Origin of the sequence: Rhodococcus sp. NPDC047139 (genome assembly GCF_040643435.1) — a bacterium.
Classification (GTDB): domain Bacteria; phylum Actinomycetota; class Actinomycetes; order Mycobacteriales; family Mycobacteriaceae; genus Rhodococcus.
Genome location: NZ_JBEYUH010000004.1, coordinates 1 through 25,296 on the forward strand (window position 1 = coordinate 1; position 25,296 = coordinate 25,296).

General features: G+C 65.8%; 26 protein-coding genes and 1 pseudogene. 10 read left to right on the forward strand and 17 right to left on the reverse strand.

The window, feature by feature from the left end:
* Together ABZ789_RS05720 and ABZ789_RS05725 are read left to right on the forward strand one after the other, a co-directional pair.
* Nucleotides 1-262: pseudogene (locus tag ABZ789_RS05720) on the forward strand (hypothetical protein); the annotation flags it as partial.
* A gap of 67 nt (nt 263-329) precedes the next feature.
* Nucleotides 330-935 carry a phosphoribosylanthranilate isomerase gene (locus ABZ789_RS05725; RefSeq protein WP_358420250.1) on the forward strand — a complete coding sequence of 202 codons (606 nt, stop codon included), beginning with the start codon at nt 330-332 and terminating at the stop codon, nt 933-935.
* A gap of 24 nt (nt 936-959) precedes the next feature.
* On the opposite strand, the gene ABZ789_RS05730 is transcribed toward ABZ789_RS05725, so the two are convergent.
* Together ABZ789_RS05730 and ABZ789_RS05735 are read right to left on the reverse strand one after the other, a co-directional pair.
* On the reverse strand, nt 960-1,910 hold the full coding sequence (locus ABZ789_RS05730; protein WP_358420253.1) for a DUF808 domain-containing protein: 951 nt from the start codon (nt 1,908-1,910) through the stop codon (nt 960-962).
* A gap of 235 nt (nt 1,911-2,145) precedes the next feature.
* Nucleotides 2,146-2,556 carry an Rv2640c family ArsR-like transcriptional regulator gene (locus ABZ789_RS05735; RefSeq protein ID WP_358420256.1) on the reverse strand — a complete coding sequence of 137 codons (411 nt, stop codon included), beginning with the start codon at nt 2,554-2,556 and terminating at the stop codon, nt 2,146-2,148.
* A 95-nt stretch (nt 2,557-2,651) separates the two neighbouring features.
* Here ABZ789_RS05735 and ABZ789_RS05740 point away from each other — a divergent pair, with 95 nt between their 5' ends.
* On the forward strand, nt 2,652-3,134 hold the full coding sequence (locus tag ABZ789_RS05740; RefSeq protein ID WP_358420259.1) for an ArsI/CadI family heavy metal resistance metalloenzyme: 483 nt from the start codon (nt 2,652-2,654) through the stop codon (nt 3,132-3,134).
* Between the two features lie 33 nt (nt 3,135-3,167).
* On the opposite strand, the gene ABZ789_RS05745 is transcribed toward ABZ789_RS05740, so the two are convergent.
* From ABZ789_RS05745 to ABZ789_RS05755, 3 genes are read right to left on the reverse strand one after another with little or no spacing between them, the layout of a single operon-like run.
* Entirely contained in the window at nt 3,168-3,590 is a 423-nt protein-coding gene (locus tag ABZ789_RS05745; protein ID WP_358420262.1) for an arsenate reductase ArsC, read from the reverse strand.
* Nucleotides 3,591-3,630: 40 nt separating this feature from the next.
* Entirely contained in the window at nt 3,631-4,713 is a 1,083-nt protein-coding gene (arsB, locus tag ABZ789_RS05750) for an ACR3 family arsenite efflux transporter (RefSeq protein ID WP_358420265.1), read from the reverse strand.
* Nucleotides 4,710-5,069 (reverse strand): metalloregulator ArsR/SmtB family transcription factor, encoded by a 360-nt coding sequence (locus ABZ789_RS05755; RefSeq protein WP_358420268.1) that lies wholly within the window; start codon nt 5,067-5,069, stop codon nt 4,710-4,712. Before ABZ789_RS05755 ends, arsB begins: the two co-directional genes overlap by 4 nt.
* 103 nt (nt 5,070-5,172) lie before the next feature.
* Here ABZ789_RS05755 and ABZ789_RS05760 point away from each other — a divergent pair, with 103 nt between their 5' ends.
* Both ABZ789_RS05760 and ABZ789_RS05765 read left to right on the forward strand, forming a co-directional pair.
* Nucleotides 5,173-5,949 carry an IclR family transcriptional regulator gene (locus tag ABZ789_RS05760; protein WP_358420271.1) on the forward strand — a complete coding sequence of 259 codons (777 nt, stop codon included), beginning with the start codon at nt 5,173-5,175 and terminating at the stop codon, nt 5,947-5,949.
* A gap of 83 nt (nt 5,950-6,032) precedes the next feature.
* A complete protein-coding gene (locus ABZ789_RS05765) occupies nt 6,033-7,253 on the forward strand; it encodes a 4-hydroxybenzoate 3-monooxygenase (protein WP_358420274.1) in 1,221 nt (406 codons plus the stop codon).
* A gap of 19 nt (nt 7,254-7,272) precedes the next feature.
* Here the strand turns inward: ABZ789_RS05765 and ABZ789_RS05770 are convergent, their stop codons facing one another.
* Nucleotides 7,273-8,259 (reverse strand): bile acid:sodium symporter family protein, encoded by a 987-nt coding sequence (locus tag ABZ789_RS05770; RefSeq protein ID WP_358420277.1) that lies wholly within the window; start codon nt 8,257-8,259, stop codon nt 7,273-7,275.
* An 85-nt stretch (nt 8,260-8,344) separates the two neighbouring features.
* On the opposite strand from ABZ789_RS05770, the gene ABZ789_RS05775 reads away from it, so the two are divergent.
* Both ABZ789_RS05775 and ABZ789_RS05780 read left to right on the forward strand, forming a co-directional pair.
* A complete protein-coding gene (locus tag ABZ789_RS05775; RefSeq protein WP_358420280.1) occupies nt 8,345-9,202 on the forward strand; it encodes a LysR family transcriptional regulator in 858 nt (285 codons plus the stop codon).
* A 70-nt stretch (nt 9,203-9,272) separates the two neighbouring features.
* Nucleotides 9,273-9,767, forward strand: a complete 495-nt coding sequence (locus ABZ789_RS05780; protein WP_358420283.1) for a hemerythrin domain-containing protein — start codon at nt 9,273-9,275, stop codon at nt 9,765-9,767.
* Here the strand turns inward: ABZ789_RS05780 and ABZ789_RS05785 are convergent.
* Nucleotides 9,760-10,443, reverse strand: a complete 684-nt coding sequence (locus ABZ789_RS05785; protein ID WP_358420286.1) for a phosphodiesterase — start codon at nt 10,441-10,443, stop codon at nt 9,760-9,762. The two genes, ABZ789_RS05780 and ABZ789_RS05785, sit on opposite strands and share 8 nt — an antisense overlap.
* An 87-nt stretch (nt 10,444-10,530) precedes the next feature.
* Between ABZ789_RS05785 and ABZ789_RS05790 the strand changes: the two genes are divergently transcribed.
* Nucleotides 10,531-11,805 carry a glutaminase gene (locus ABZ789_RS05790; RefSeq protein WP_358420289.1) on the forward strand — a complete coding sequence of 425 codons (1,275 nt, stop codon included), beginning with the start codon at nt 10,531-10,533 and terminating at the stop codon, nt 11,803-11,805.
* A gap of 209 nt (nt 11,806-12,014) precedes the next feature.
* On the forward strand, nt 12,015-12,884 hold the full coding sequence (locus tag ABZ789_RS05795; protein ID WP_358420292.1) for an alpha/beta hydrolase: 870 nt from the start codon (nt 12,015-12,017) through the stop codon (nt 12,882-12,884).
* Between the two features lie 242 nt (nt 12,885-13,126).
* Here ABZ789_RS05795 and ABZ789_RS05800 read toward each other — a convergent pair whose 3' ends face one another.
* The 6 genes from ABZ789_RS05800 to ABZ789_RS05825 all read right to left on the reverse strand — a co-directional run bounded on the left by ABZ789_RS05800 (nt 13,127) and on the right by ABZ789_RS05825 (nt 19,252).
* Nucleotides 13,127-13,564 (reverse strand): hypothetical protein, encoded by a 438-nt coding sequence (locus ABZ789_RS05800; RefSeq protein WP_358420295.1) that lies wholly within the window; start codon nt 13,562-13,564, stop codon nt 13,127-13,129.
* A 91-nt stretch (nt 13,565-13,655) separates the two neighbouring features.
* Complete coding sequence (locus ABZ789_RS05805; protein ID WP_358420298.1) at nt 13,656-14,330, reverse strand: ABC transporter permease; 675 nt, start codon at nt 14,328-14,330, stop codon at nt 13,656-13,658.
* Nucleotides 14,327-14,971, reverse strand: a complete 645-nt coding sequence (locus ABZ789_RS05810) for an ABC transporter permease (RefSeq protein ID WP_358420301.1) — start codon at nt 14,969-14,971, stop codon at nt 14,327-14,329. The genes ABZ789_RS05805 and ABZ789_RS05810 overlap by 4 nt, the downstream gene beginning before the upstream one ends.
* Nucleotides 14,968-16,077, reverse strand: coding sequence for an ABC transporter ATP-binding protein (locus tag ABZ789_RS05815; protein WP_358420304.1), 1,110 nt, complete (start codon nt 16,075-16,077; stop codon nt 14,968-14,970). The genes ABZ789_RS05810 and ABZ789_RS05815 overlap by 4 nt, the downstream gene beginning before the upstream one ends.
* Nucleotides 16,078-16,093: 16 nt before the next feature.
* A complete protein-coding gene (locus ABZ789_RS05820) occupies nt 16,094-17,005 on the reverse strand; it encodes an ABC transporter substrate-binding protein (RefSeq protein WP_358420307.1) in 912 nt (303 codons plus the stop codon).
* A 126-nt stretch (nt 17,006-17,131) separates the two neighbouring features.
* Nucleotides 17,132-19,252 carry an ATP-binding protein gene (locus ABZ789_RS05825; RefSeq protein WP_358420310.1) on the reverse strand — a complete coding sequence of 707 codons (2,121 nt, stop codon included), beginning with the start codon at nt 19,250-19,252 and terminating at the stop codon, nt 17,132-17,134.
* 285 nt (nt 19,253-19,537) lie between these two features.
* Between ABZ789_RS05825 and ABZ789_RS05830 the strand changes: the two genes are divergently transcribed.
* Complete coding sequence (locus ABZ789_RS05830) at nt 19,538-20,461, forward strand: LysR family transcriptional regulator (RefSeq protein WP_358420313.1); 924 nt, start codon at nt 19,538-19,540, stop codon at nt 20,459-20,461.
* 69 nt (nt 20,462-20,530) lie between these two features.
* On the opposite strand, the gene ABZ789_RS05835 is transcribed toward ABZ789_RS05830, so the two are convergent.
* The 4 genes from ABZ789_RS05835 to ABZ789_RS05850 are packed head-to-tail and all read right to left on the reverse strand — an operon-like array spanning nt 20,531 to nt 25,190.
* A complete protein-coding gene (locus tag ABZ789_RS05835) occupies nt 20,531-21,394 on the reverse strand; it encodes an SRPBCC family protein (RefSeq protein ID WP_358420316.1) in 864 nt (287 codons plus the stop codon).
* Nucleotides 21,395-21,448: 54 nt separating this feature from the next.
* Nucleotides 21,449-22,303, reverse strand: a complete 855-nt coding sequence (locus ABZ789_RS05840; protein WP_358420319.1) for a xanthine dehydrogenase family protein subunit M — start codon at nt 22,301-22,303, stop codon at nt 21,449-21,451.
* Nucleotides 22,300-24,699, reverse strand: coding sequence for a xanthine dehydrogenase family protein molybdopterin-binding subunit (locus ABZ789_RS05845; RefSeq protein WP_358420322.1), 2,400 nt, complete (start codon nt 24,697-24,699; stop codon nt 22,300-22,302). Before ABZ789_RS05845 ends, ABZ789_RS05840 begins: the two co-directional genes overlap by 4 nt.
* On the reverse strand, nt 24,696-25,190 hold the full coding sequence (locus tag ABZ789_RS05850; protein WP_358420325.1) for a (2Fe-2S)-binding protein: 495 nt from the start codon (nt 25,188-25,190) through the stop codon (nt 24,696-24,698). Before ABZ789_RS05850 ends, ABZ789_RS05845 begins: the two co-directional genes overlap by 4 nt.
* Nucleotides 25,191-25,296: the final 106 nt, after the last annotated feature.

Here is a 25,296-nt window from a genome sequence, read left to right on the forward strand (position 1 = left end):
CCTTCCGCGGATCGAACCGGTGAGACAGACTGGATTGACCGAACCTGCTCATCTTTCGACCGGACGAACAGCTCATCTTTCGACCGGACCCGACAGCACCATTCTCGTCGACATTCCACCAGCGGAATCAAGGCAGGGTTCGGCCACCCAGAGCGGATTCGCCGATGCCACCAGGTGGTCGCTCTTCGTCGCGGCTGCCTTCCTCACTGCAGGGCTGGTGACCGCGACACAGTTGCAGCCCGCCAAGCGGCCCGGCGGATGAGGTGCTCGACACGGCTGTCGCCTGCTCCGTGCGATCCTCGTCGGAGCAACGACAGTGAGGGTGCGAGATGACATTCGTGAAGATGTGTGGGCTGCAGGACGAGGCAACAGTCGATCTTGCCGTCGAACTGGGGGTCGACGCGGTCGGTTTCGTCTTCGCCGAGAGCCCTCGGCGGGTCTCTGCCGAGCGGGCCGCGGCGCTCCGGGCCCGTGTCCCGGCGGGCATCCTCGCCGTCGGCGTCTACGTGAAGATGTCCCTCGAGGAGATCATCGCGACGGCCGAAGCAGCCGGTCTCGATCATGTCCAGGTGCACGACCTGCGGTCGTCGGACGACGTGCGCGCACTGCACGACGCCGGATTGACCGTCATCCGGGCCGTGAACACGGGCGGCATCGAGGCCCTCACGGACGACTTCGGGGCCGATTTGCTCCTCGTCGACGGGGCTGTCGCCGGCGCCGGGAAGACCTGGGACTGGCGGGACCGCAGTGCTCTGCCGTCCGGCCGGTGGATTCTCGCGGGCGGGTTGAATCCGGACAACGTCGAGAAGGCGATCACCACGTCCGGGGCCTGGGGTGTCGATGTGTCCAGCGGTATCGAGGCCGAACGCGGTGTCAAGGACCCCGATCTGATGAGAGCGTTCGCGGAGGCGGTGCGGCGAAGCACCGCGCAGTAATCTGCCGGCACCGACGCCGCAGCGTCAGTGCGCGGCCTCGGTCTTCTTCCGCTTCGGAATCAGGTGCATGATCAGCACGACGACCGCGCCGACGAGGAGCCCCACCAGGGCAGACACCACGGTCCCCGCGGTCCACGACAGCACACCACCGAAGCCGCCGTGCATCAGTTCGCCGAACCAGTGCTCGACGTCGTGGAGGCGGTCGGCGGGCCAGTGGAATCCGGCCTCGCCGACATTGATCAGCAGGATGTGGCCACCGACCCACAGCATGGCGGCGATCCCGACCACGGTGAGCACGGTCATCAGCTTGGGCATCGCCGCCACGAGACCCCGGCCGACGCGCTGGGCGACGGTCGACTGTCGTTGCGCGAGGGACAGTCCGACGTCATCCATCTTCACGATCAGAGCGACCACGCCGTAGACCAGAACGGTGATGAGGAAGGCGACGACGATGAGCACCGCCAGGCGGGTGAGGAACGGCTCGTCCTCCACCGACGACAGTGAGATCACCATGATCTCGGCCGACAGGATGAGGTCGGTACGGATCGCACCGCCGACCATCGCCTTCTCGAATTCGGGGCCTTTCTGCGCAGCAGTGGCTTCCTCTTCGTGGTGCTTGCCGCTGAGTGCTTCGTAGACTTTCTCGGCACCTTCGTAGCAGAGGAACAGGCCGCCGGCGATGAGCAGATAGGGGAGAGCCTGGGGGAGGAACTGGCTCAGGATCATCGCGACCGGCAGGATGATCAGGAGCTTGTTGCGAATCGACCCGAGGGCGATCTTGCGGATGATCGGCAATTCGCGATCGGGAGAGAATCCGTGCACGTAGCGCGGCGTGACGGCGGTGTCGTCGACGACCACACCGGCGGCCTTGATGCTGGCCTTGCCCGCCGCGGCGCCGATGTCGTCTATCGATGCCGCCGCCGCCTTCGCAAGTACCGCGACGTCGTCCAACAGGGCGACGAGACCACCAGCCACGGGAACCTCCCACAGTTCGGCTGTGCCGAGCCGATCGGCCGGCACGCGTTTCGCGAGCCGTCTCCGAACGCTACAGAATCCGCGGTGACGTGCAACGCGGGTGTGCGTAACGTGGCGGATGGCGACTCCGTCCTCGGTCGTGCCGCGACCCGTTCGATGCTCAGCGCGGCAGAACTGTGAGTACCCGGTGGATGCAGTCGTCGAACTCGCTCCCGATCACCCGATGCTCCCACCTTCACGAGGGGGAACGAGCGCCGTCCTCCTTCCGGGTCGCGGCGGAGCGATCCGGTCGGCAGCATGTGGGATCCAGCACGGCGCGTAGTGCCTCGAGCGCCTCGCTGCGCACGCGGTAGAAGACGTTCATCCCCTGGCGCCGGGACTCGACCATGCCTGCCTTCCTGAGCTGCCCCAGGTGGTGACTGGTGGTCGATTCCGCGAGGTCGACCCCTGCAGCGAGGTCGCACGTGCACAGTTCCCCTGCTTCCGCTGTGAGCAGGATCGACACGAGTCTGATGCGGATCGGATCGGCGAGAGCCTTCAACCGGAGGGCGACCTGCAGCGCGGCATCGTCGCTCATCGGTGCTGCGGAGACCGGAGCGCAGCAGATCGGCTCGGTGACGTCGATGACCGGGAGAGCCTTGGGCATGACCCGACCCTACGCACATACTTGACATATGTCGAAAAGGTGGGAGTCTGGCAACGTCAATAGTTCGATATAAGTCGCAGAGGTTGGAGGCCGCCATGGCACGCACTCAGCTCGCTCTCAACGTGGACGACCTGCAGGAGTCCATCACGTTCTATTCGAAGCTGTTCGCTACCGAACCGGCGAAAGTGAAGCCCGGTTACGCGAACTTCGCAATCGTCGATCCGCCTTTGAAATTGGTCCTCATCGAGAATCCCGGCGAGGGCGGAACGATCAATCATCTCGGGGTCGAGGTTGCGACGAGCGAGAAGGTTCATTCCGAGATCGCACGGCTGACCGGCGAAGGGCTCTTCACCGACGAAGAGATCGGCACCACATGTTGTTTCGCTACTCAGGACAAGGTGTGGGTCACGGGACCGGCCGGGGAGAAATGGGAGGTCTACACGGTGCTCGCCGATTCCGAGACGTTCGGAACGAGTCCCCGGAACATCGACGCGCCCGACGGTCAGGAACAGGTGTGTTGTGGAACTTCCCGCGAAGACACCACGCCCGGCGCGACATCCGCGAACTCCTGCTGCTGAGGATGCCGTTTCCCGTGGGGGTGAATGTCGCTGCTACCGAGGCGGTGTGCGCGAGGTCAACTCCGCGATCAGAGCCTCGACCCGGACTCGGATCTCGTCTCGGATGATGCGCACCGTCTCGAGCCCCTGGCCGGCAGGATCTTTCAGTTCCCAGTCCCGATAGGACTTTCCGGGGAAGACGGGGCAGCTGTCGCCGCATCCCATCGTGATGACCACATCCGACGCTTGCACCGCCTCCGTGGTGAGAACCTTCGGGTTCTCGGTGGAGATATCGATGCCGACTTCGGCCATGGCCACGACCGCAGCAGAATTGATCCCTTCGGCGGGGGCGGATCCTGCGGAGCGGACCTCGATTCGGTCGCCGGCCAGATGCGTCAGGAAACCCGCCGCCATCTGGGAGCGACCCGCATTGTGGACGCACACGAACAGAACCGAGGGGACGGAACCGTCAGGCATACATATCCTTTCGTGATAGGTCGACATCGGCCGCCGAGGGTTACGAGCCGGACGAAGCCACCGAGCGGGGAAAACGCTTGCGCAGGGCGAGAGAGACGTAGACCAGGGCGACGAGTACGGGGACCTCGATGAGCGGGCCGACGACTCCGGCCAAGGCTTGTCCGGAGGTGACTCCGAAGGTCGCGATCGCCACGGCGATCGCGAGTTCGAAGTTGTTGCCCGCAGCAGTGAAGGCCAGTGTGGTGGTGCGCTCGTAGCCGAGTCCTACTGCGGCGCCGAACAGATATCCGCCACCCCACATGATCGCGAAGTACGCCAGTAACGGCAGAGCGATGCGCACGACGTCGAGCGGCTGCGAGGTGATCTGCTCGCCCTGCAGCGCGAACAGGATCACGATGGTGAACACTAGGCCGTAGAGCGCCCAGGGCCCGATCCTCGGCAGGAACTCGTCCTCGTACCACCGGTGCCCCTTCGACCTTTCTCCGAAGTGACGAGTGAGGAACCCGGCAACGAGAGGCACTCCGAGGAAGATCAGCACGGATTTCGCGATCTGCCACGGCGAGACGTCGAGGGTGGTCTGTTCGAGGCCGAGCCATCCGGGGAGCACCGACAGGTAGAACCAGCCGAGGACGGCGAACATGATCACCTGGAAGACCGAGTTGATCGCGACGAGCACGGCCGCGGCTTCGCGGTCACCGCACGCGAGGTCGTTCCAGATGATCACCATCGCGATACAGCGGGCGAGGCCGACGATGATCAGACCGGTGCGGTATTCGGGCAGATCCGGCAACATCAGCCAGGCGAGCGCGAACATCAGTGCGGGACCGAGGATCCAGTTGAGTATGAGCGACGAGACCAGCAGCTTACGGTCGCCGGTGACGGTGTCGAGGCGGTCGTAGCGCACCTTGGCCAGCACCGGATACATCATGATCAGCAGGCCCGCCGCGATGGGCAGCGAGATGCCGTCGATCTCGACGAAACTCAACGCTTCGCCGAGGCCGGGGATCGTCCGGCCCAGTAGCAGTCCCGCGACGATCGCGGCGCCGATCCATACCGGAAGGAATCGGTCGAGGGTCGACAACCTTCCCATGACGGCCGCGTTCACGGAGGTGCCCTCGGTCATGCCGGTACCTCCGCCGGCTCGGTCGTGAGTACTGCCGAGAGTTGCTGCAGTGCAGACGGAACCACCCAGTAGTACACCCAGGTTCCTCGGCGCTCGCAGTCGAGCAGGCCGGCTTCGCGCAGCACCTTGAGATGGTGCGAGATCGTCGGTTGCGACAGGTCGAACGACCCCGAGATGTCACATACACAGGCCTCACCGCCGGCGTGGCTCGCGACGAGCGACAGCAACCGCAGGCGTACGGGGTCGCCGAGGGCCTTGAACATCCGCGCCAGGTCGACAACTCTTTCACCCGTCAGAGGCTCGCGTACGAGCGGGGTACGGCAGGCAACGTCACCCGCGCGTTCTTGATTCGACACCCATCTATATTGACAGATGTCGAATTCTGGTGTGGACGCGGGGTGCTCGGTCTGTCGTGGGGGTTGCGTCCACACGAAAGCCTCCCGGCGGAACAATGGCGGCATGGCCAATTCGCCGTCGGGTGACTCGATGCTCGATCGCGTCGTGCGCATCCTCGAGTCGTTCGACGACACTCAACCCCGGCTGACAGTCGGTGCGCTGTCCCGCAGGTCCGGTATTCCCCAGGCCACGACGTACCGGCTCGTCGGGGAACTTGTGCAACACGGACTGCTCACCCGGGAGACCGACGGCCGGATACGGCTGGGGCTGCGCCTGTGGGAACTCGTCGCCCGCAGCGCGCCCGCGCGCGACCTGCGGGAGGCGGCGTTACCGTTTCTGCAGGACGTGCAGTCCGTCGTGCATCAGCACACCCAGCTCGCGGTCCTGCAGGACGGCGAGGTCCTCGTGCTCGAGCGTCTCTCGGCATCCGATTCGGTGGTCAACCAGGCATCGGTCGCCCGCCGGCTCCCCGTCCACGACACGTCGCTGGGCATGGCGATGCTCGCGTTCTCGCCGCCGGAGGTGCAGGACTCCTATCGACACCGATTTCCCCGCGTAGACGAGCGATCCGCCGCTACGAGGAGAGATTTCCGCCGTACCCTCGCCGAGATCCGCCGCCGGGGCCATGCGCGTTTCGACGGCATGCTCGACGAGGGGACCACAGGGATCTCGGTGCCCGTCCTCACTCGGGCTGGGTACGCATTGGCGGCACTCGGCGTGGTGGTGCCGACGAGCGCTGTCCGGCAGCACGCGGTGGTTCCCGTCCTCATGGCCGCCGCTCGCGGCATCGCGCGCGGGGTCGGAGAGCGGCCGCCGGATGGCGCATCGTTTTCTCATTGAACGATAAGGGGGAGTGAGCGGCAGGAGGTGCGAACCACACTCGACGGGACGCGGACCGGACACGCGCAGCGAAGGAAGTACACATGAACCCAACCCGTACGGCCGTCACCACGCAGGTCGGCATCGTCGGTGGAGGCCCGGCCGGCCTCATGCTCTCCCACCTCCTCGCGACGGCCGGGATCGACAGCATCGTCGTCGAGAAGCGCGACCACGAGACCATCCGGACCACCCACCGTGCGGGCATTCTCGAGCACGGGTCGGTGTCGTTGCTCACCGAGAGCGGCGTCGACGGCCGTGTCCTCACCGAGGGACACCGTCACGACGGCATCGATCTACGGTTCGGAGGCGAGAGTCATCGCCTCGATTTCCGGGAACTCGTGGGTGAATCGGTGTGGTTGTATCCCCAGAACGAGGTCTTCGTGGATCTGGCCGCCGCCAGAGAACGCGACGGCGGCGATGTGCGCTACAGCATCTGCGACACAGAAGTTCTCGATATCACCACCGACGCACCGAAGATCCGATTCACCGACTCCGACGGCACACCGGTCGAGATCCGGTGCCGCATCCTCGTCGGCGCCGACGGTTCGCAGAGCATCTGCCGCAAGGCGATTCCGGACCAGGCCCGTACGGACCACTTCGTCGAGTATCCCTTCGCCTGGTTCGGGATCCTCACCGAGGCTCCTCCGAGTGCACCCGAATTGATATATGCGCGTTCCGATCACGGGTTCGCTCTCATCAGCCAGCGCAACGAGTCGGTGCAGCGAATGTACTTCCAGTGCGACCCTTCGGAGAATGCGTCGGCGTGGACCGAGGATCGGATATGGGCGGAACTGCAGTCTCGCGTCGACGGCCCCGACGGCTTCGAGCTGAAGCGCGGTCGCATCTTCGAGCAGATGGTACTTCCGTTCCGCTCCTATGTGTGCGAACCGATGCGTCACGGAAATCTCTTCTTGGCCGGGGATGCCGGTCACACGGTGCCCCCGACCGGCGCGAAGGGGCTCAACCTCGCTCTGGCGGATGTCCGCGTGTTGTTCGAGGCTCTCGACTCGTTCTTCGCCACCGGTGCGGAGAATCTCCTCGACGACTACAGCGACACCGTCCTCCGACGCGTATGGAAGGCGCAGAACTTCTCCTACCGGATGACTTCCATGCTCCACACCCGCACGGACGCAACATCTTTCGAGAAAAGGCGCGCCTTGGGTGAACTGGAGTCGATCGTCGGATCCCGGTACGGGCAGCAGTATCTCGCGGAAGCGTACACCGGTTGGCCCCGCCACGATCGCATCCGAGGAGTTGCTTCGTGAGGCGGTTGCCCGGATCCGGCTAGGCGGGGAGGGGGTCGGATGTCTTCTTCGCCAACTGGCCGGCGATGGCGGCGCACACGAGCAACTGCATCTGGTGGAACAGCATGAGGGGAAGCACGATCAGGCCGATGGGTTCGCCGGGGAAGAGGACGATCGCCATCGGAAGGCCGGTCGCGAGGGACTTCGTGGAGCCGCAGAACATGATCGCGACACGGTCCCGGTACTCGAAGCCGAGTCCGCGGGACGAGTACCAGGTGAATCCGAGCACGAGCGCGAGCAACACGGCGCACACTCCGACGAGGGCCACAAGCCGGCCCACGGAGAGCATCGACCAGATGCCCTCGTTCATGCCGCGGCTGAACGCCACGTACACGACCAGCATGATCGAACCGCGGTCCACGAGCTTGAGCGGTTTGCCGTATTCTTTGATCCAGCCGCCGATCCAGCGGCGCAGGAGCTGCCCTGCGACGAACGGCACGAGCAGCATCAGCACGATGTCGACGACCGCGGAAGCACTGAAGGTGACCCCCTGGGTGCTCATGGTCAGCGCGACCAGTAAGGGGGTGACGACGATACCGAGAAGACTCGAGGCGCTCGCGGAGACGATCGAGCCGGGAATGTTGCCGCGCGCCACCGATACCAGGGCGATCGCCGACTGCACCGTCGACGGCAGCAGGCACAGGTAGAGCACACCCAGATACAGCGGCTCGGTGAGAACGGACGGCACGAGCACCTTCGCGGCGAGGCCGAGCAGTGGAAAGACGACGAAGGTCGTCGCGAGGATGGTCGCGTGCAGACGCCAGTGTTTGAGACCCTCGATCGCTTCCTGTGTGGACAGGCGGGCGCCGTACAGGAAGAACAGCAACCCGATGGCGATCTTCGCCGCCCAATTCGCGGCCTCGAGCGCTACTCCGTCTGCGGGCAGGAGAGCAGCGACGAGCACGGTGGCGAGGATGGCGAGCAGGAACGGATCGAATCGTCCGAGCACCGGAATCTTGGAGAGCACGAATCGACGGTACGGCAGGGGTGGGTGATCACAGAAGAAGGTAACCGCGTTTTCGGTGATCATGAATTGTGATTACACTGCAACGATGCTCGATCCGGTTCACCTGCGCAGCTTCCTCGCCGTCGAGCGGGAACGTGGCTTCACGGCCGCGGCCGACCGGCTCGGCCTGCGCCAGTCGACCGTGAGCCAGCACGTCGCCCGCCTCGAAAAGGAGATCGGACGGCGGTTGTTCGTGCGCGACACGCACACCGTCGAACTGACGGTGGACGGTGCGGACATGGTGGCCTTCGCTCGTGAGATCCTCGACCGCCACGACGCTGCGCGCAGGCACTTCTCGGAGTCGCCGTTGAGCGGTCGACTGCGTTTCGGGGTCTCCGAGGATCTGGTGCTCTACGAGCTGCCCTCGATCCTGGCGGAGTTCCGACGCACTCATCCCCGTATCGATCTCGAGCTCACCGTGGACCTGAGTGAGGATCTGCAACGTCGCCTCGACGACAACGAGCTCGACCTGTTCTTCGGTAAGCGTCGTCCGGGCAGCCGTCACGGTGAGGTGATCTTTCGGGAGCGTCTGGTCTTCCTGTCCGCCCCGGACTACGTTCTCGACCCGGACGAGCCGACACCTTTGGTGTCCTATCCGCCGCCGTCGTTGACCCGCGACATCGCCCTCGGGGCGCTCCAGCGCTGCAGACGTGGCGTCCGTGTCGCGTGCACGACCGACAGTCTCAACGGTCTGCGCGCCGCTGCTCTCGCGGGGCTCGGTGTGGTGCTGCACGCCGAGCGCCTTCCACCTCCGGGCCTCGTCCCGGTGCGCGACCCTCAGCGTCTGCTTCCCGATGCCGGCGACATCGAGTTCGTGCTCGTCGCACGTCGTTCTGTGCTCAGCGCACCCGAGGCGGCGCTGCGTGCGGCCATTCTGGCGAATGCGGACCGCGTCCGCGTGTGACGTTGTCCCGGACGGGTATTCCAGTGCCACGCCCAAAGGGGATGGCACTGCTCACGCCGCAGGAGGAAGCATGTCCACAGACGCGATCGTGTTGCTGAAGGAAGACCACAAGGAGATCAAGAAGCTCTTCCGTGATTTCCGTCAGGCCGACGGCAAGAAGGAGAAGGGCAAGATCGTCGAGCGGATCATCGAGGCGCTCACCGTGCACACCTATCTCGAGAACGAATGCATGTATCCAGAAGTGCGATCACTGCTCCCGGATCTCGAGTCCGACATCCTCGAATCCTACGAGGAACATCACGTCGCCGATCTGCTGGTCGTCGAGCTGGCCGGAATGGATCCCGACGCCGAGCGGTTCGATGCGAAGACGACGGTGCTGATCGAGAACGTCGAGCATCACATCGAAGAGGAGGAGGACGAGTGGTTCCCCGAGGTGCGCGAGGCGCTCGGCCGTAAACAGTTGCAGGACATCGGTGCGCGGATGCTCGAGATGAAGAAGGATGCACCGCGATCACCGGCGCAGCCCTCGGCTCTGAAGAAGACGATCGATGCGGTGATCAGCTGACGGTGTGCTGAGGCCGGGTGAGGGAAGCGCCTCGCCCGGCCCGACTCGCCCGGTAGGCGTCCCGGCGGACCTCGCGGAGCCATGCCGGCCACGGTTCGACGAATCCCGGACAGTGGACGGTCGGATCGAAAGAAGGCTGTTCGGAATCGGCTTCGGGAATCTCCCGATTCAATATCAGGTGACCGGCCGGTTCCAGGGCACCGCGAGCGGAACCCACGAGAAGGGAGAACCGCATAGGCGCCTCGAGCGCCTGCACGGAAGTGGTGGAGGACGAATGTCGCCCGAGCGGAACGGCAGTGATCCAACGTGGGAGGGGGTCGGTGTCGGTCCGGTAGGCCATGAGTGTGCTGTAGCGGGCACTCGACCAGGATCGTGCCGGAAGCAGTGCCACTCGACCGGGCAGATAGGCGGACGCGAGGAGGATGTCCCACGGACCTGCCTCGAGTGGAAAGCGCAGTGCCAGGCCGAGCACGTCCGGCAGTCCGTCGGGCGTGCCGATGCCCCGCGACACTCGTGCCATCACGGGTGCGGTGCGGGGAATCTGCCGGGGCCACCAGGACGACTCGAGTTCGGCGCGCGCTTCGAAGGTTGCACCGCGCGGGTGGAACACACGCGCCGATCGCAGTGCGGATCCGGCGCGAAACGGCGCAGACAGCACCGAGGTCAGGGCGCTCATGCGCACCGCATACCCGCCGGCCGAGCGGTTCAATCGGGCACGGGACCGACATGTGGCGGGTTGCGTTCCGGGGTCAGGATGGAAGGCATGCGTTCACCTTTGCCGGACTATTTGACCGAAGTCCTCGAAGCCTGTGTCGACGACTCGGGCGCCCTCGCCGATTACATCCCCGAACTGGCGAAGGCCGATCCGGATCGGTTCGCCCTCACGCTGGTGACCGCCGAGGGTGCGATCTACTCGGTGGGCGATGACGACACCGAGTTCACCATCCAGTCCGTATCGAAGCCTTTCGTCTACGGTCTCGCGCTGCAGGAAAGGGGTTTCGACCAGGTTCTCGACGTGATCGACGTGGAACCTTCCGGTGAGGCGTTCAACGAAGTGTCGCTCGAACGCAACACCGGCCGGCCACTCAACCCGATGATCAACGCCGGCGCACTGGCCGCGCACGCTCTGGTGCTCCACGGCCGGCGACCGGAAGAGGCGGTGGAGTCGATCCGTTCTCTGCTGTCGTCTCTGGCCGGGCGCGATCTCGTGATCGACGAGAAGGTCGCGACCTCCGAACTCGGCACCGCCTACCGGAATGTGGCGCTCGCCAATCTCCTTCGGGGCTACGAAGTGTTCGAGGACGATCCCGACGAGATAGTCGAGGGTTACATCCGGCAGTGTTCGGTGACGGTCACTACCAAGGATCTGGCGCTGATGGCCGCGACGCTGGCCGCAGGTGGCGTCCAGCCGGTGAGTGGGGAGCAGATCTTCTCCCGCGACGTCGTGCGTCAGGTGCTGTCGGTGATGACGACCTGCGGAATGTACGATGCGGCGGGGGACTGGCTCTCCACCGTCGGCATTCCTGCCAAGAGCGGCGTCTCCGGGGGGATCATAGGAATCCTGCCGGGACAGTTGGGTATTGCAGCGTACTCCCCGCGGCTGGACGAGCACGGAACGAGCGTGCAGGGTGTCGCTGCCTTCGGCCGCCTCTCCCGCGATATGAACCTGCATCTGATGGATGCTCCGATCGTCGCGCACTCGGTAGTGCGCAGGAAACGCGTGTGGGGTGAGGGTGACGATGCTGTCACCGTTCTGGAACTGCAGGGCGACCTGCAGTTCACCAGTGCCGAAGTACTCGTGAGAGCAGTCGTCGACGAGCCACCGGCTACGAAACGCCTGGCGTTCGACCTGTCGCTCGTGCGCGCGATCCTGCCCGTCGGGCGACGTATGTTGCTCGAGATGATCGGTCGGCTCCATCGGGACGGCCTGGAAGTGGTCGTCGTGGATCCCGATGGGCACCTACCGGAACCGGACACCGGATACGGCTTCCGGCCACGGGTGTACGCCTCGCAGGACGAGATGGAGGCGCGTTCGTGACCGACCGTCGGCTACGAAAGTGACCCGCGGGACGCGTGTGAACGTTCCGGGAATGTCGGCTGGCATTCTCACCGAGCACTGGGCTACGGTGTCCTGCGGTGTGCCGGAGGCTGGTCGGCGAAACTTGTCGTATGCACGAAGGAAGATGCACTCATGCCGTTCACCTGTGAACGCCTCGCCGTTCCCGGAATCGTCCGGGTAGGAGGGTGATGGTGTTGCTCACACGTTCGCCGTATCGCTGTCCGGGTGACCACAGCGTCATCCACCATGCGTGCGCGGAACTGCTGACCCACTGGGAGCGTCCGGTGGAGGAGCACGTCGCCCGCACGTCGCTCGGCGAGACCTACGTGCTCACCACTGGTCCTGCGGCCGCACCTCCGATCGTGGTGCTCGCCGGTGGCGACCTTCCTGCGGCGGGACTGCGAATGCTCGCCGACCAGTTCGGCGTGCAGCGCCGCGTGGTACTCGTGGACATCCCCGGCCTGCCCGGTGCCAGTGCGGGCAGCCGCCCCGACAGCCGGATCCACGCCGTCTACGGGCACTGGCTCGTCGAGGTGCTCGATGCGCTCGGCGTCGATCGTGTTCCCGTCATCGGCCTGGGCTGGTCGGCGTCCGTGGCGGCTGCCGTCGAGGACCCCGACCGGATCGAGAAGTTGGTGCTCGCTGCGCCGTTGGGGCTCGTTCCCCGCGTCCGGTGGAACCGTGTGCTCGTCCCCGGGCTGCAATGGCGCAACGAACCCAACTTGGAGAACACCGAACGGTACCTGCGTGCTCTGGCCGGCCACGGCTACGAACCCGACGATCAGACCTTGCGCTGGTCCTGCCGGGTGGGTGCGTACTGCACGTCGTTGACCAACATGCCGCGTCTCGACCGATCCATGGTGCGACGCTGGCGGGGACGCTCGGTCGACGTGATCGTGGGCGAGAGGGACCCGCTCGTGCAGGTCGAGTCGTTGCACAAGGTCGCCGACGACATGGGAGCGAGCTTCACGTCGGTATCCGAGGCGGGTCATCTCCTGGCGGTCGAGGCGCCGGAGCTTCTCGCGGCGACGGCGTCCCCTTCGGCCGCGGAGAACTGAGAGGAAAGTAGCAGGCGCCGGACCGCCCCCGACGGGCATGATCATCAGTCCGGCACCGCCACTTCCGGTCACCTGCCGGGTGAAATCCGAGTGCTCGGGTACCCGTCGCCGGGCTCCGCTAACCCGGAAATATCACAGTTTGGTCACGGTGCCGGGTATGACCGTACCACCTGCATGGGCAAGTCGGTGCAGCTACGTGTCGGCGCGTTCCCGACTGCCCGGCTTGCGCACATCCGTGCTGGTCACGCGGCAGTGACGTGCCAATCGATCACGACCGACCTCGCACCGATGTACTCCAGCAACTCCCGAATCGGCCCGCCGAAGCGGAGTTGACGGTCGATCTCGCGTTCGTCGAGTCGGTCGTCGTCGGTGCCGAGGAGAACCCCGTGCACGGTGCTGCGGGCCGCGGAGACGACGAGGGCCTCCTCGGTGGCAGCCCACACCGGCACATCGTTCTCACCCGCCACGGCGCCGACGGCCACGGCGACGTAATCCCTGTCGCCGTCTGCGTCGTGGTACGCGACCAGGCGACCGTGCAGCAGGGATTCGGGCAGGATCCGGTCGAGTGTCACGCCCGAGGGAAGGCGGTCGTCGGGACCGACGCTCGGGTCGGGCGCGACGGAGTACAGGGGCACACGCCGAGACGTCCGGCCGAAGTAGGTATCGCGTCGCGCATACATCGCACCTGCGCCTCCTCGATGGGATCTCGTCTCTATCCGTAGTGTGCTCCCGGACCCCGACAACTTCGTGGCCCGTCCGCACGGGCGGAGATCAGTCGCGGGCCGCACGCACACCCGGCGAGAAGAGCAGACGTCCGAGGGCCGCGAAGATCGCCAGCACCAGCAGGGAACAGACCGCCGCAAGGACCGCGCCGCCCACCACCAGGGCATAGTCGCTGCGCGCGAGACCGTCCACGATGGGTCGGCCTACTCCGCCGAAACTCACCGACGCAGCGATGGTGGCTGTCGCGACGATCTGCACCGCTGCGGTACGCATGCCGCCGAGGACCAGGGGTAGAGCGACAGGCAGCTGAGCGCGCATCAGGATCTGCGACGGAGTCATGCCCATCCCTCGGGCAGCATCCGTCAGTGCCGGGTCGACCCCGCGGATCCCTTCGTAGGAGTTCAGCAGGATCGGAGGCACCGCAAGCGCCACCAGCGGCACCAGCACCGGTACCAACCCGATTCCGGTCAGCACCACCAGCAGCACGAGCAGGCCGTAGGTGGGAAGAGCACGGGCGGAGTTCGCCATCAGTGACACGAGCACACCACCTCTGCCCGTGTGCCCGGTCCACAGGCCGAGAGGCAGCGCGAGAACAACGGAGATGGTGAATGCGAGCATCGTGTACCCGAAGTGCTGTACGAGCCGCACGGGAATCCCGGATGGTCCCGACCAGTTCGCGGCATTGCCGAAGTACTCGGCAAGATGGTGCAGCAGTGTGGTCATCGGTGCGCCTCGGGAGTGTGACGCATCCACGGCGTGGCCAGCCGTTGGACGAGCACGAGCACCGCATCGACGACCAATGCCATCACCACGGTCACGACGATGCCGATGATCGCCAGATCGAGCCGGTCGAGCTGCACCGAAGCGGTGAACAGGGCCCCGAATGCCCCCATGCCGATCAACGCTCCGACGCTCACCATGCTGATGTTCGCAACCGTAGCGACCCGCAGGCCGGCGACGACCGCAGGGATCGCGAGCGGCAGGTCGACGGTGAACAGCCGTCGCGGGGTCGAGAATCCCATGGCCACCGCGGACTGGCGGACACTGTCCGGCACGGAACGCAACCCGTCGACGACGTTGGGTACGAGTCCCGCCAGTGCGTAGACGGCCAACGGCAGGACGACGGTGGTGTGGCTGATCCCGGTGAATGCGATGAGGAGAACGAAGAAGGCAAGCGACGGAACGGAGTACAGGACGCTGCAGATCGCGAGCACCGGAGAATACGCCCGCGGCCACCGCACGCACGCCAATCCCAGGGGAAGCGCGACGACCAGGCCCAGCAGCGACGCGCCGAGCGCCATGACGAGATGGTCACCGAGCAATTCCCAGAAAGTTCCGAGATATCCGGGAATACGAAGGCTCACGGCGACTTCCGCATCGCGACCGCGCGGGGAGCGTCGGCCGCTCGCCCGTTGTGTCCCGAACGGGCTGCCGCCGCTACGTCCTCACCGCTGACCACCCCGAGCACTCGGCCGTCGTCGTCTACCGCCACCGCATGACCCGACGGCGAGAGAACCGCTGCGTCGAGCACGACCCGCAGCGGATCGCGCCCCGGTACGAACGGTCGCCCTACTGGCACTATCGTCGAATCGGCCCGGGCACCACGCCAACCCAGTGGCCTACTGTCTTCGTCGACGACGAGAATCCAGCGGTCGCCGCCGAGGTCCTCGGTGCCGGTACCGGTGACCACCGGGTCCTGGCGTAACGGCAGGTCTGCGGACGAGAAGAACGACATGAGCCGAACGCCCCGATCGACACCGAGGAAGCCGGCGACGAATTCGTCGGCGGGGGAGGTGAGCAGGTCTTCCGGCGTTGCGTACTGGGCGAGCACCCCACCCGGACGTAACACGGCCACCCGGTCGCCGAGCGTGATCGCTTCGTTGATGTCATGCGTGACGAGCACGATCGTCTTGGCCAGTTCCGATTGCAGGCGGAGCAGTTCCTGCTGCAGTTCCTTGCGGACCACGGGGTCGACTGCCGAGAAGGGTTCGTCCATCAGCAGGATCGGCGGATCGGCTGCCAGCGCGCGTGCCACACCGACGCGTTGCTGCTGCCCGCCCGAGAGTTGTGCCGGATAGCGCTGTGCCAGTTCTTTTCCGAGACCGACACGGCCCAGGACATCCATTGCGGTGGCCCGGGCCTGCTTGCGGGTGGCTCCGAGCAGCCGAGGAACCGTGGCGACGTTGTCGACCACCGTACGGTGTGGGAAGAGTCCGGCGTGCTGAATGACGTATCCGATTCCGCGGCGCAAGAGATGGGGATCCTCGTCGCGGATGTCGCGCCCGCCGACGAGTACACGACCACTCGTGGGCTCGACCATTCGGTTGATCATGCGCAGCGAAGTGGTCTTTCCGCATCCCGACGGCCCGACGAACACCGTCAGGCTGCCTGTGGGGACCTCGAGCGACAGCCCGTTCACGGCAACGGTTCCGTCGGAATAGCGCTTCTCGACGTTGTCGAATGTGATCACGCGGCACCGACTTCCGTCAATTCAGGTTGTTCTGCTGCAACCATTCCTCGGCGACGACGTCGATATCGCGGCCGTCCGTGACCACCTGCCCGACGAGTTCGACGAGGCTGTCGGTAGTGAGCCTCTCGGACACCGCGTCGATTGCCGCGATGTCCTCGTCGTCGAGATCTGCCCGGTGGACGAGCGGCGTGACATTCTGAGCTCCGAACACCGATTCCGGATCCTCCAGGGCCACGAACGGTTCGGTGGTCAGTGAAGGATCGGTGGTGAAGATGTTCGCGGCCTGTACCGTGCCGTCCGAGAGCGCCCGGATCGTGATGGGACCTCCGGTGTCGGTGGGCACGAACTCACGGAATTCGACTCCGTACACCTCGCGCAGACCCACCACACCCTGTTGTCGTGTCTCGAATTCCGGTGGTCCTCCGAGAGCGAGTTCGCCTGCGATCGGTGCGAGATCGGCGATGCTCGTCAGGTTGTATCGCTGCGCTGTCTCCTCGGTGACGACGAGGGCGTCCTTGTTCTCGCCGGGGGCGGAGGTCAGGATCTCCAGCCCCTCCGGCAGAGACTCGGACAGGGCCGCGTTGACGTCCTCTGTGGTGGCGGCGAGGCTGTCCGGATCGATCCGGGCGAGCAGAGCGCCGTTGTACTCGGGGATGAGGGTGATCGCTCCCGAAGCGACCTGGTCGTAGTAGATCTCGCGGCTACCGATGTTGAACTGCCGGGTGACCTCGGTTCCCGCGCCTTCGAGTGCCTGCGAATAGATCTCGGCGAGCAGCACGTTCTCGGGAAAATTCGCAGAACCGACGACGACCGAGCCGCCGTCCGCCGAGTCGGCCGCGAGAGGATCGTCGCCCCCGTCGCCGGAACAGCCGGCCAGGACGATCGTGGATGCGGCGAGAAGTGCTGTGGTGCGCGCGAAACGTTTCACGGGTGGCTCCCTCGGAGACGGCACGGTCGGCTCGTCGACTTTATCCCGCCGGGTGCCCACTGTGCCGGATATGCCGCGTGAGCGGGTCGGCGGTCGTCGCCGTCCCGCTCACGCCGGACTGCCGCCCTACTGTCCTGTGCCGCGAGGAACCCATCGTTCGTGCAGCTGACCGCGCCGAACACCGGGACTCGTGCCGGGCGCCGCAAGCGCGGGCGCCGGTGCAGCATATTGGTTTCCGAGCGCCGGCTGCGGAGCGGACACCGGGGCAGCGTAATGATTTTCGAGTGTGGGCTGCGGTGCGGACGCCGGTGCGGACTGGTACTGCTCGAAGTTGTCTGCGGGAGGATCGGGCAGACGTCGAGGCCGATCGATCCGGTACGGGTCCTCGTGGGTTCTGGCCGTTCCCTTGAGCAGGCTCGTCGGTAGGTAGATGCTCGCGGTGATACCCGCATTGGTCGAGGAGTCGAAGGTGGGACGCAGGCGCACGGTGATGCCGTGGCGATCGGCGAGGCGGGCGACCACGAACAGGCCCATTCGTCGCGCGGCACCGGATCCGGCTTCGCTGTCGGACCCGAGTCGAGCGTTGATCTCCATGAGTTCGTCTGCCGGGATGCCGATTCCACGGTCCGCGATCTCGAGCAGAAGACCACCGTCCACGGCACGGGAGAAGGCGAACGCCACGGTGCTGTCGGGCGGTGACGCGCGCAGCGCATTGTCGAGGAGTTCGGCGACCATGTGGACGACGTCGGTGACGGCGCTACCGACCAGATTGCCCTCGGGCGGGTTTCCGATATTGACCCGCTGGTAGTTCTCGACCTGCGAGACGGCGGCGCGCAGCACGTCGACGAGCGGTGTGTCGGGAACCCGGCCGAGTCGCTGTCGGGTACCTGCGAGGACGAGCAGCGAGTCACCCGTGCGCCGCATACGGGCGGCGAGATGGTCGAGCGCGAACAGGTTCTGGAGACGGGTGGGATCGCGTTCTTCGTGTTCGAGCGAATCGATCAACGCGAGTTGCTGTTCCACGAGCGTCTTGTTGCGGCGGGCGAGCGTCTCGAGCATCTCGTTCACCTGGCGTCGCAATTGAGCCTGTTCGCCTGCGAGACGCAGGGCGCCCTCGTTCATGCTGTCGACGGCGCGCGCGACCTCGCCGATCTCCTCGCGGGTGTGCACGCGAACGGGAGAGAGCGTGACAGTATCGATCTCGGCGCCGTCCTTGATGGCGGCGAGCGCGGCCGGAAGATCTTCTTCGGCTGCACGCAGCGTGTCGTTGCGCAGTCGGCGCAGTGGCTTGACCAGGGATGCGGCGATCATGATCGCCAGTCCGAGGGCGAGTGCGAGGACGAGGCCGATGCCGATGGCATTCGCGAGGGCCTCGGTGCGTGCGTCCGCCGCGAGAGTGTCGAGGACGGCCACGGCGCGAGTAGCCGAGCCGGCGACCTCTTCCTGGTAGATCATGAGACTCTCGAAGATCGAGCCCTGCAAGGCACGGACGTCCCCGCCCCCGCTCTGGAGATCGCTAGTGAGAGTGCGCCGATTCTCGAGAATGGTGATGAGGGTGTCGACCTTCGCGGGATCGGCAGCGGGGTTCGCGGCGAAAGTGTCACGGAGGACGGCGAGTTTCGCGGCCTCGACGCCGAGGGCGTTGCTCCACATCAGCAGCGCACCATCGGATTCCGTCCTCAGATCGGAGAACGCGAGAACCTGGTCGAGCAGGGTCCACTGCGTGGTCCACAGGTCGAGAAGGGTGGCGCTCTCGACCGAGACCGCGGGATTGTCGCTGGCGGTCGTGATGGCGCGGTAGGCGGCCTGGGCGCGGGTGACGAATCCGTCGGCGCGTTCGCTGGCCACGGTCGGTGCCAGCGTTCCGGACGAGGCGCTGGAGAGCAGGCTTTCGCCTTCGGCGAGCAAGCGGTTGATCTGCCCGGCGATCTGCGGATCGATTTCCTTGGCGTCCAGCTGATCCGTGAGCCTGGCCGCGGCTTCGTTTGCGACCTGAGCGCCGTTGTCCACGGGCAGCGACAAGATCGTCGCGGCGGCGGCACCGGCGACACCGGTGGAGTATTCGGCGAGCGTGGGCAGAACGGAGACGTTCTCGGCCGCGGCGCGGTAGTCACCGCTCTCTTCGAACTGGCCGTAGACGCGCATCGAACCGTACGTGGTCGCAGCGATGATAGGGACGGCGACGACCACGGTCATCTTGCGCCACAGCCGCCAGTTCTCCGGCGTGTACTGCCGCAGTTGTTTCATGAGACTCACAGTCTTCCCGCCCCCGAACCTCTCTGCATGCCTGAGTCGGCGGCCGACCGAACTGAACTTCGGCAGGGGAGAATTTCACCATCGAAATTCGGGCCAGGGCGAATCACGGTTCGCTGCCGTCAGGACGTTGGCCAGAGTAGGTAGTTGTTCGTCGTGCTCACAAGATCAGGATGCAAGTCCGATAGCTGGTATACGACCTTGTGTATACATCGCGGTGGTGCGCTACTATGCCGCCTGAATTTCCCGTTCCGCCGGGTTTCGATGTCAGGGGGTCGAATGGATCTGCGACGGGTCGATCTGAACCTGCTCGTCGTCCTCGATGTCCTGCTTTCGGAACGCAATGTCACCCGCGCCGCTCGACGACTGAATATGTCCCAGCCGGCGACCAGTACAGCTCTCGCTCGGCTGCGCAAGCAATTCGACGACCCCCTGCTCGTCAAGAGCGGTCGCGTCCTGCGCCCGACCGCACGGGCCGAGGCGATCGCCGCGCCGCTCCGCGAGGTACTCCGGACCCTCGAGCACTCCGTCCTGGCCGTACCGACTTTCGATCCGACGACCGAGTCGCGCACTTTCACGATCATGACCAGCGATTATGCGGAGATCGGTCTGCTGCGGCGGCTGGTCCGGGGAAATACCCCTGCCGCCATCCGTTTCGATCTGCTTCCATCGAACGCCGTAAGCCTCGAGGCCTTCCGTCGTTCGGAGATCGACCTGGCAGTGTTGCCCGAGCACGTCCTCGAATCACTCGAGTTCGAGTCTTTCCGGCGACAGCTCTTGGTGTCCGACAGGTTCGTGGGGGCGGTCTGGTCGGGGCACCCGTACGCGGGGACAAAACTCACGCGGGACGTACTCGGACGTTATCCCCTGCTGTCCTACGCGCAGTACTCCGAGGAGGCCGGCCTCGGTCGCGCGCTGCTGCGTGCCGGAGTGGTAGCCCGGATCGGAGCGACCACCAGCAATCTCGCGGCTCTTCCGTGTGCCTTGGAGAGCACTCGCATGGTCACACTCATGCCCGAACGTATGGGCAGAAAGCTCGCAGAGGTGGCCTCCCTGCGAATCCTCGAACCGACCTTCGAGCTTCCGCTGCTGCGGGAATTCGCCGTGTGGCACGCCGAACGCGATGAGGATCCCGCCCACATGTGGTTACGGTCGCAACTCGATCCGGGCGGCCGTCGACGGGTCGCAGCGCAAGCAGTCTGAACCGCACGGGCGCTGTGGAACGGCTGCTCGGGCAAGCGATCCACAGCGCCCGGATCTTCTGCGTCTCGATCAGCGCCCCGTTCGGCGCTGGAGGATCACCGCGATGACCACGACGAGGATCGCGACCACTCCGACCGGTGCCATCCGCGCCGCGACCGACCCCCGGGCGTACTGCATCAGGTCGAGCGGTTCGGCCTCGGGCTGCGGTGGAGCAGCAGGGGACGGTGTCGGCGCGGGCGTAGGGGTCGACGGTGCGGGTGTCATCGCCGGCGCAGGGGTGGGGGTCGAGGGGCTGGCGGGTACGGATTCGTTGGGACGCGCCACTGCGGATTCGTTCTCCCCGGTGGCCGCTCCATGGCCCGGTCCGACGAACGCGCCACCCGGCTGTTCGGCACCCGGGCTCGCCGCGGTGAGCGGAGGGCTCGCCGGAACCGACTCGTTGGGCTGTGATTCGGCCGCCTGCGCTGTCGCAGCCTCCGTGGATGCCGTCTCGGGCCCGAGCTTCTTCGACAGGCAATCCGCGAACTGCTCGAGAATCTTGCCGCCGACGTCGGAGATCATGCCCCGCCCGAACTGCGCAGGCTTACCGGTGATCTTCATGTCGGTCTTCACGGTGCCGTCGGTGCGGTTCCCGTCGCCGCTGAGGGTGACGGTGATCGTGGCGGCCACCGTCCCGTTGCCGCGCGTGTCCTTCGCATCGGCCTCGATCACCGCTCGACGAGCATTCTCGTCCTTCTCGACATAGACACCGGTGCCCTTGAAGGTGAGCGCCACCGGTCCGAGCTTCACCTTGACGGTCCCGGTGAACTTGTCGCCGTCGACTCCGGTGAGAGTCGCGCCCGGCATACACGGTGCGACCTTCTCGGGGTTCAGCAGTGCGGTCCACACCTCGTCGACCGGCGCGGGGACGGACAGTGTGTGTTCGAGTTGCATGGTGTCCTTTCCGAACGTGTACTTCCCGGGATCCGGGCGTTCCGGGTGGATCGTCTAGACCCCGGTGGCAGTGGTCACCGCTCGTCGCGTGAGTACCCGGGCGAGGTGACTCCGATACTCGGCGTCCGCGTTTCCGTCCGTCATCGGATCCGTGCCCTCCGCGGCGTGCTCGGCGGCCGCGTGGATCGTCTCGGCCGTCGCCGGCTTGCCGACCAGTGATTCCTCGACGCTGCGCGCCCGGACGGGGACGGCCGCCATGTTCGTGAGGGTGATCCTGGCCTGTTCGATGGTGCCGCCCGGAGCTTCGAGGGTCGCCGCGACACCCACGATCGACCACTGCTGCGCCGCACGATGGAACTTCTCGTAGCGGGCGGCCCAGCCCGTGTGCTTGGGAACCCGAACCTCGACGAGGATCTCGCCTGGTTCGACGGCGGTGGTGAAGTAGTCCTGGAAGAAGTCGTCCGTCGCGATGGTGCGGCGTCCCTCCGGCCCCGCGAGGGTGAAGGTCGCCCCGAGCGCTACGGCGGGTGCCGCGAGGTCCCCGGCAGGGTCGGCGTGCACGAGCGACCCCCCGAAGGTGCCACGATGCCGAATCTGAGGGTCGGCGACGGTGGCAGTCGCCTCGGCCAGCAGTCGTGCGTGTTGCGCGACGAGCGGATCGTTCAACACCTCGTGGTGTGTGGTGGTCGAACCGATCACGAGCGCGTCTCCGTCGTCCCGGATACCGCGGAGTTCGGGGATCCGACCGAGATCGACGAGCACGGTCGGCGCGGCCATCCGCAGTCGCAGGACCGGCATCAGGCTCTGGCCGCCGGCGATGACCTTCGCGTCCTCGCCGGCCTCCCGCAACGCGGCGACTGCGTCGTCGACACTCGACGGGGCGACGTAGTCGAACTGGGTCGGAATCATTTCGTGCCTCCTCGGGCGTCGCGGAGCGCATGCCAGATCCGCATCGGTGTGCAGGGCATCTCGACGTCGGTGACGCCGAACTGCCGTACCGCGTCCAGTACGGCATTGACGACGGCCGGCGTGGAAGCGATGGTTCCCGCCTCGCCGACACCCTTGACACCCAGTGGATTTCCGGGGGCCGGGGTGTCGGTCCGGTCGGTGACGAAGGGAGGGAGATCCACGGCCGTGGGCAACAGATACTCGGCGAACGACGAACTCAGCAAGGTGCCGGACTCGTCGTGCACGGCCTCCTCGTAGAGCGCTTGGGCGATGCCCTGGGCGAGCCCGCCGTGCACCTGTCCTTCGACGATGAGGGGGTTGACGACGTGCCCGACGTCGTCGACGCACACGTACTTGCGGATGCGCGCGTGGCCCGTCTCGGTATCGACCTCGATCGCACACAGATGGGTGCCGTGCGGGAAGGAGAAGTTGTCGGGATCGTAGGTCGCTTCGGAGTCGAGGTTGGGTTCGATCCCGTCGGGCAGGTCGTGGGCTGCGAACACCGCGAGCGCGACGTCGGTGAGGCCGACGGATTTCGAGGTTCCCTTCACACGGAACTGTCCACCTTCGAAATCGAGGTCGTCCTCGGAGCATTCGAGCAGGTGTGCCGCAATGGGCCGGGCCTTGGCCACCACCTTCTCGGCGGCCTGGACGACGGCGATGCCGCCCACCGCGAGCGAGCGTGAGCCGTAGGTGTCGAGACCGCGGGGGGAACTCTGCGTATCGCCGTGCAGGATCTCGATATCCTCGAACGGAATTCCGAGCCGGTCTGCGACGATCTGACTCCACGCCGTCTCGTGGCCCTGGCCGTGCGCGGACGAACCGGTGACCACCTCGACTTTGCCGGTCGGAAGCATGCGGATCGCGGCGTGCTCCCATCCGCCGGCGCCGTAGTTCAGCGAACCGAGCACCCGAGACGGAGCCAGGCCGCACATCTCCGTGAACGTCGAGACACCGATTCCGAGCTGGACCGGGTCGTTGCGCTCACGTCGCTCGGCCTGCTCGCGGCGCAGGCCGTCGTAGTCGAACAGTTCACGGGCCTTTGCGGTCGCGGCTTCGTAGTTGCCCGAGTCGTAGGTCAGCCCGGCGACGGTGTCGAACGGGAACTCCTCGTGCCTGATCCAGTTCTTCTCGCGGAGTGCGAGTGGATCCATCGACAGTTCGACGGCGAGTTCGTCCATGATGCGTTCGATCGCGAAGGTGGCCTCGGGTCGTCCGGCGCCGCGGTAGGCGTCGGTGGGCACCTTGTTGGTGAACACGTTGGTGCACGAGAACCGGTAGGAACCGAACTTGTAGATGCCGTTGAACATGAACGCGCCGAGGATCGGAACGCCCGGTGTGACCAGGCGCAGATAGGCGCCCATGTCGGCGAGCAGTTCTACCTTCAGGCCGGTGACGGTGCCGTCCCGGCGAGCGGCGAGGGTGAGCTTCTGGACCTGGTCGCGGCCGTGGTGTGCGGCGAGCATCGACTCGCTGCGCGTCTCGGTGTACTTGACCGGCTTGTGGAGCCGGCGCGCGATGATCAGGGTGAGAACTTCCTCGGGTGTCACCTGCAGTTTGCCGCCGAAACCACCGCCCACGTCGGGGGCGATCACGCGCAATTTGTGTTCGGGGAGACCGAGGGTCATCGCGAGCATCAGTTTCAGCACGTGCGGTACCTGGGTCGCCGACCACATGGTGATCTGCGAGGCGGTCGGATCCACGACGACCGAACGCGGTTCCATGAAGGCCGGGATGAGCCGTTGCTGCCGGAAGGTCCGCTCGACGACTACCTCTGCCTCGCGGATCGCGTCCTCGACGTTGCCGCCGCTGCCGGCCTCGGCGGAATCGAAGATCCACGTCGCGCTGACATTGGTGCCGAGGTCGGGGTGGACGAGGTCGCCGTCCTGCGCCGCGGTCTCGAGGTCGAGGACGACAGGCAGGTCCTCGAAGTCGACGTCGATCGCGTCGAGGGCATCGTGCGCTTCGTACGGGCTGCGGGCCACGACGATCGCGACGGCTTCTCCCGCGAACCGCACGGCGTCGACGGCGAGAGCGGGCGCGTTCGGTGTCTTCATGTCCTCGGTGATGGGCCAGGCACACGGCAGACTGCCCTGTTCGTCAGCGAGGTCGGCGCCCGTGTAGACGGCGACGACACCCGGCTTGCTCTTTGCCTCGGAGACGTCGAGGCCGGTGATGCGCGCGTGTGCGACGGGGCTGCGCAGGATCGCCGCGTGGAGCATTCCGGGAAGCACGATGTTGTCGGTCCAGCGGGTACGGCCGGTGATGAGGTGCTCGTCCTCCTTACGGCGTCGCGCCCGGCCGAGTTCGGATTCGACGGTTCCCTCGGCGGTGGCCGGGTCCACGGTGCTCGTCATCGTGCAACCTCCTCGGTAGTTGCCGTGTTCTCGCGCAGTCGCTCCGCGGCGTCGCGCGCTGCGGCCACGATGTTCTGGTATCCGGTGCAGCGGCACAGATTTCCCTCGAGTCCGTGCCGCACGTCCTCGTCGCTCGGATCGGGATTCTCCGAGAGCAGATCGATGGTGGCCATGATCATCCCGGGTGTGCAGAATCCACATTGCAGAGCGTGCTTCTCGCGGAACGCTTCCTGTACCGGATGCAGTGCATCGCCGACGGCGAGACCTTCGACGGTGGTGACCGAGCAACCGTCGGCCTGCACCGCGAGCACCGAACACGACTTGACGCTTCGGTCGTCGAGCAGCACGGTGCACGCACCGCAATTGCTGGTGTCGCAACCGACCACCGTGCCGACCTTGCCCAGGCGCTCTCTGAGGTAGTGCACGAGAAGCAGTCGCGGCTCCACCTCGTCCGTGTACTGCGTTCCGTCGACGGTGACAGTGATGCGCATCGATCCTCCAGGTACCTTCGCATAGCGCAGTGATACAGATCACTGACACTCTGCTGCATATCGCGCGTAGAAAAGACCCGAATCGACGAAATAGCGTTCGCGTCTC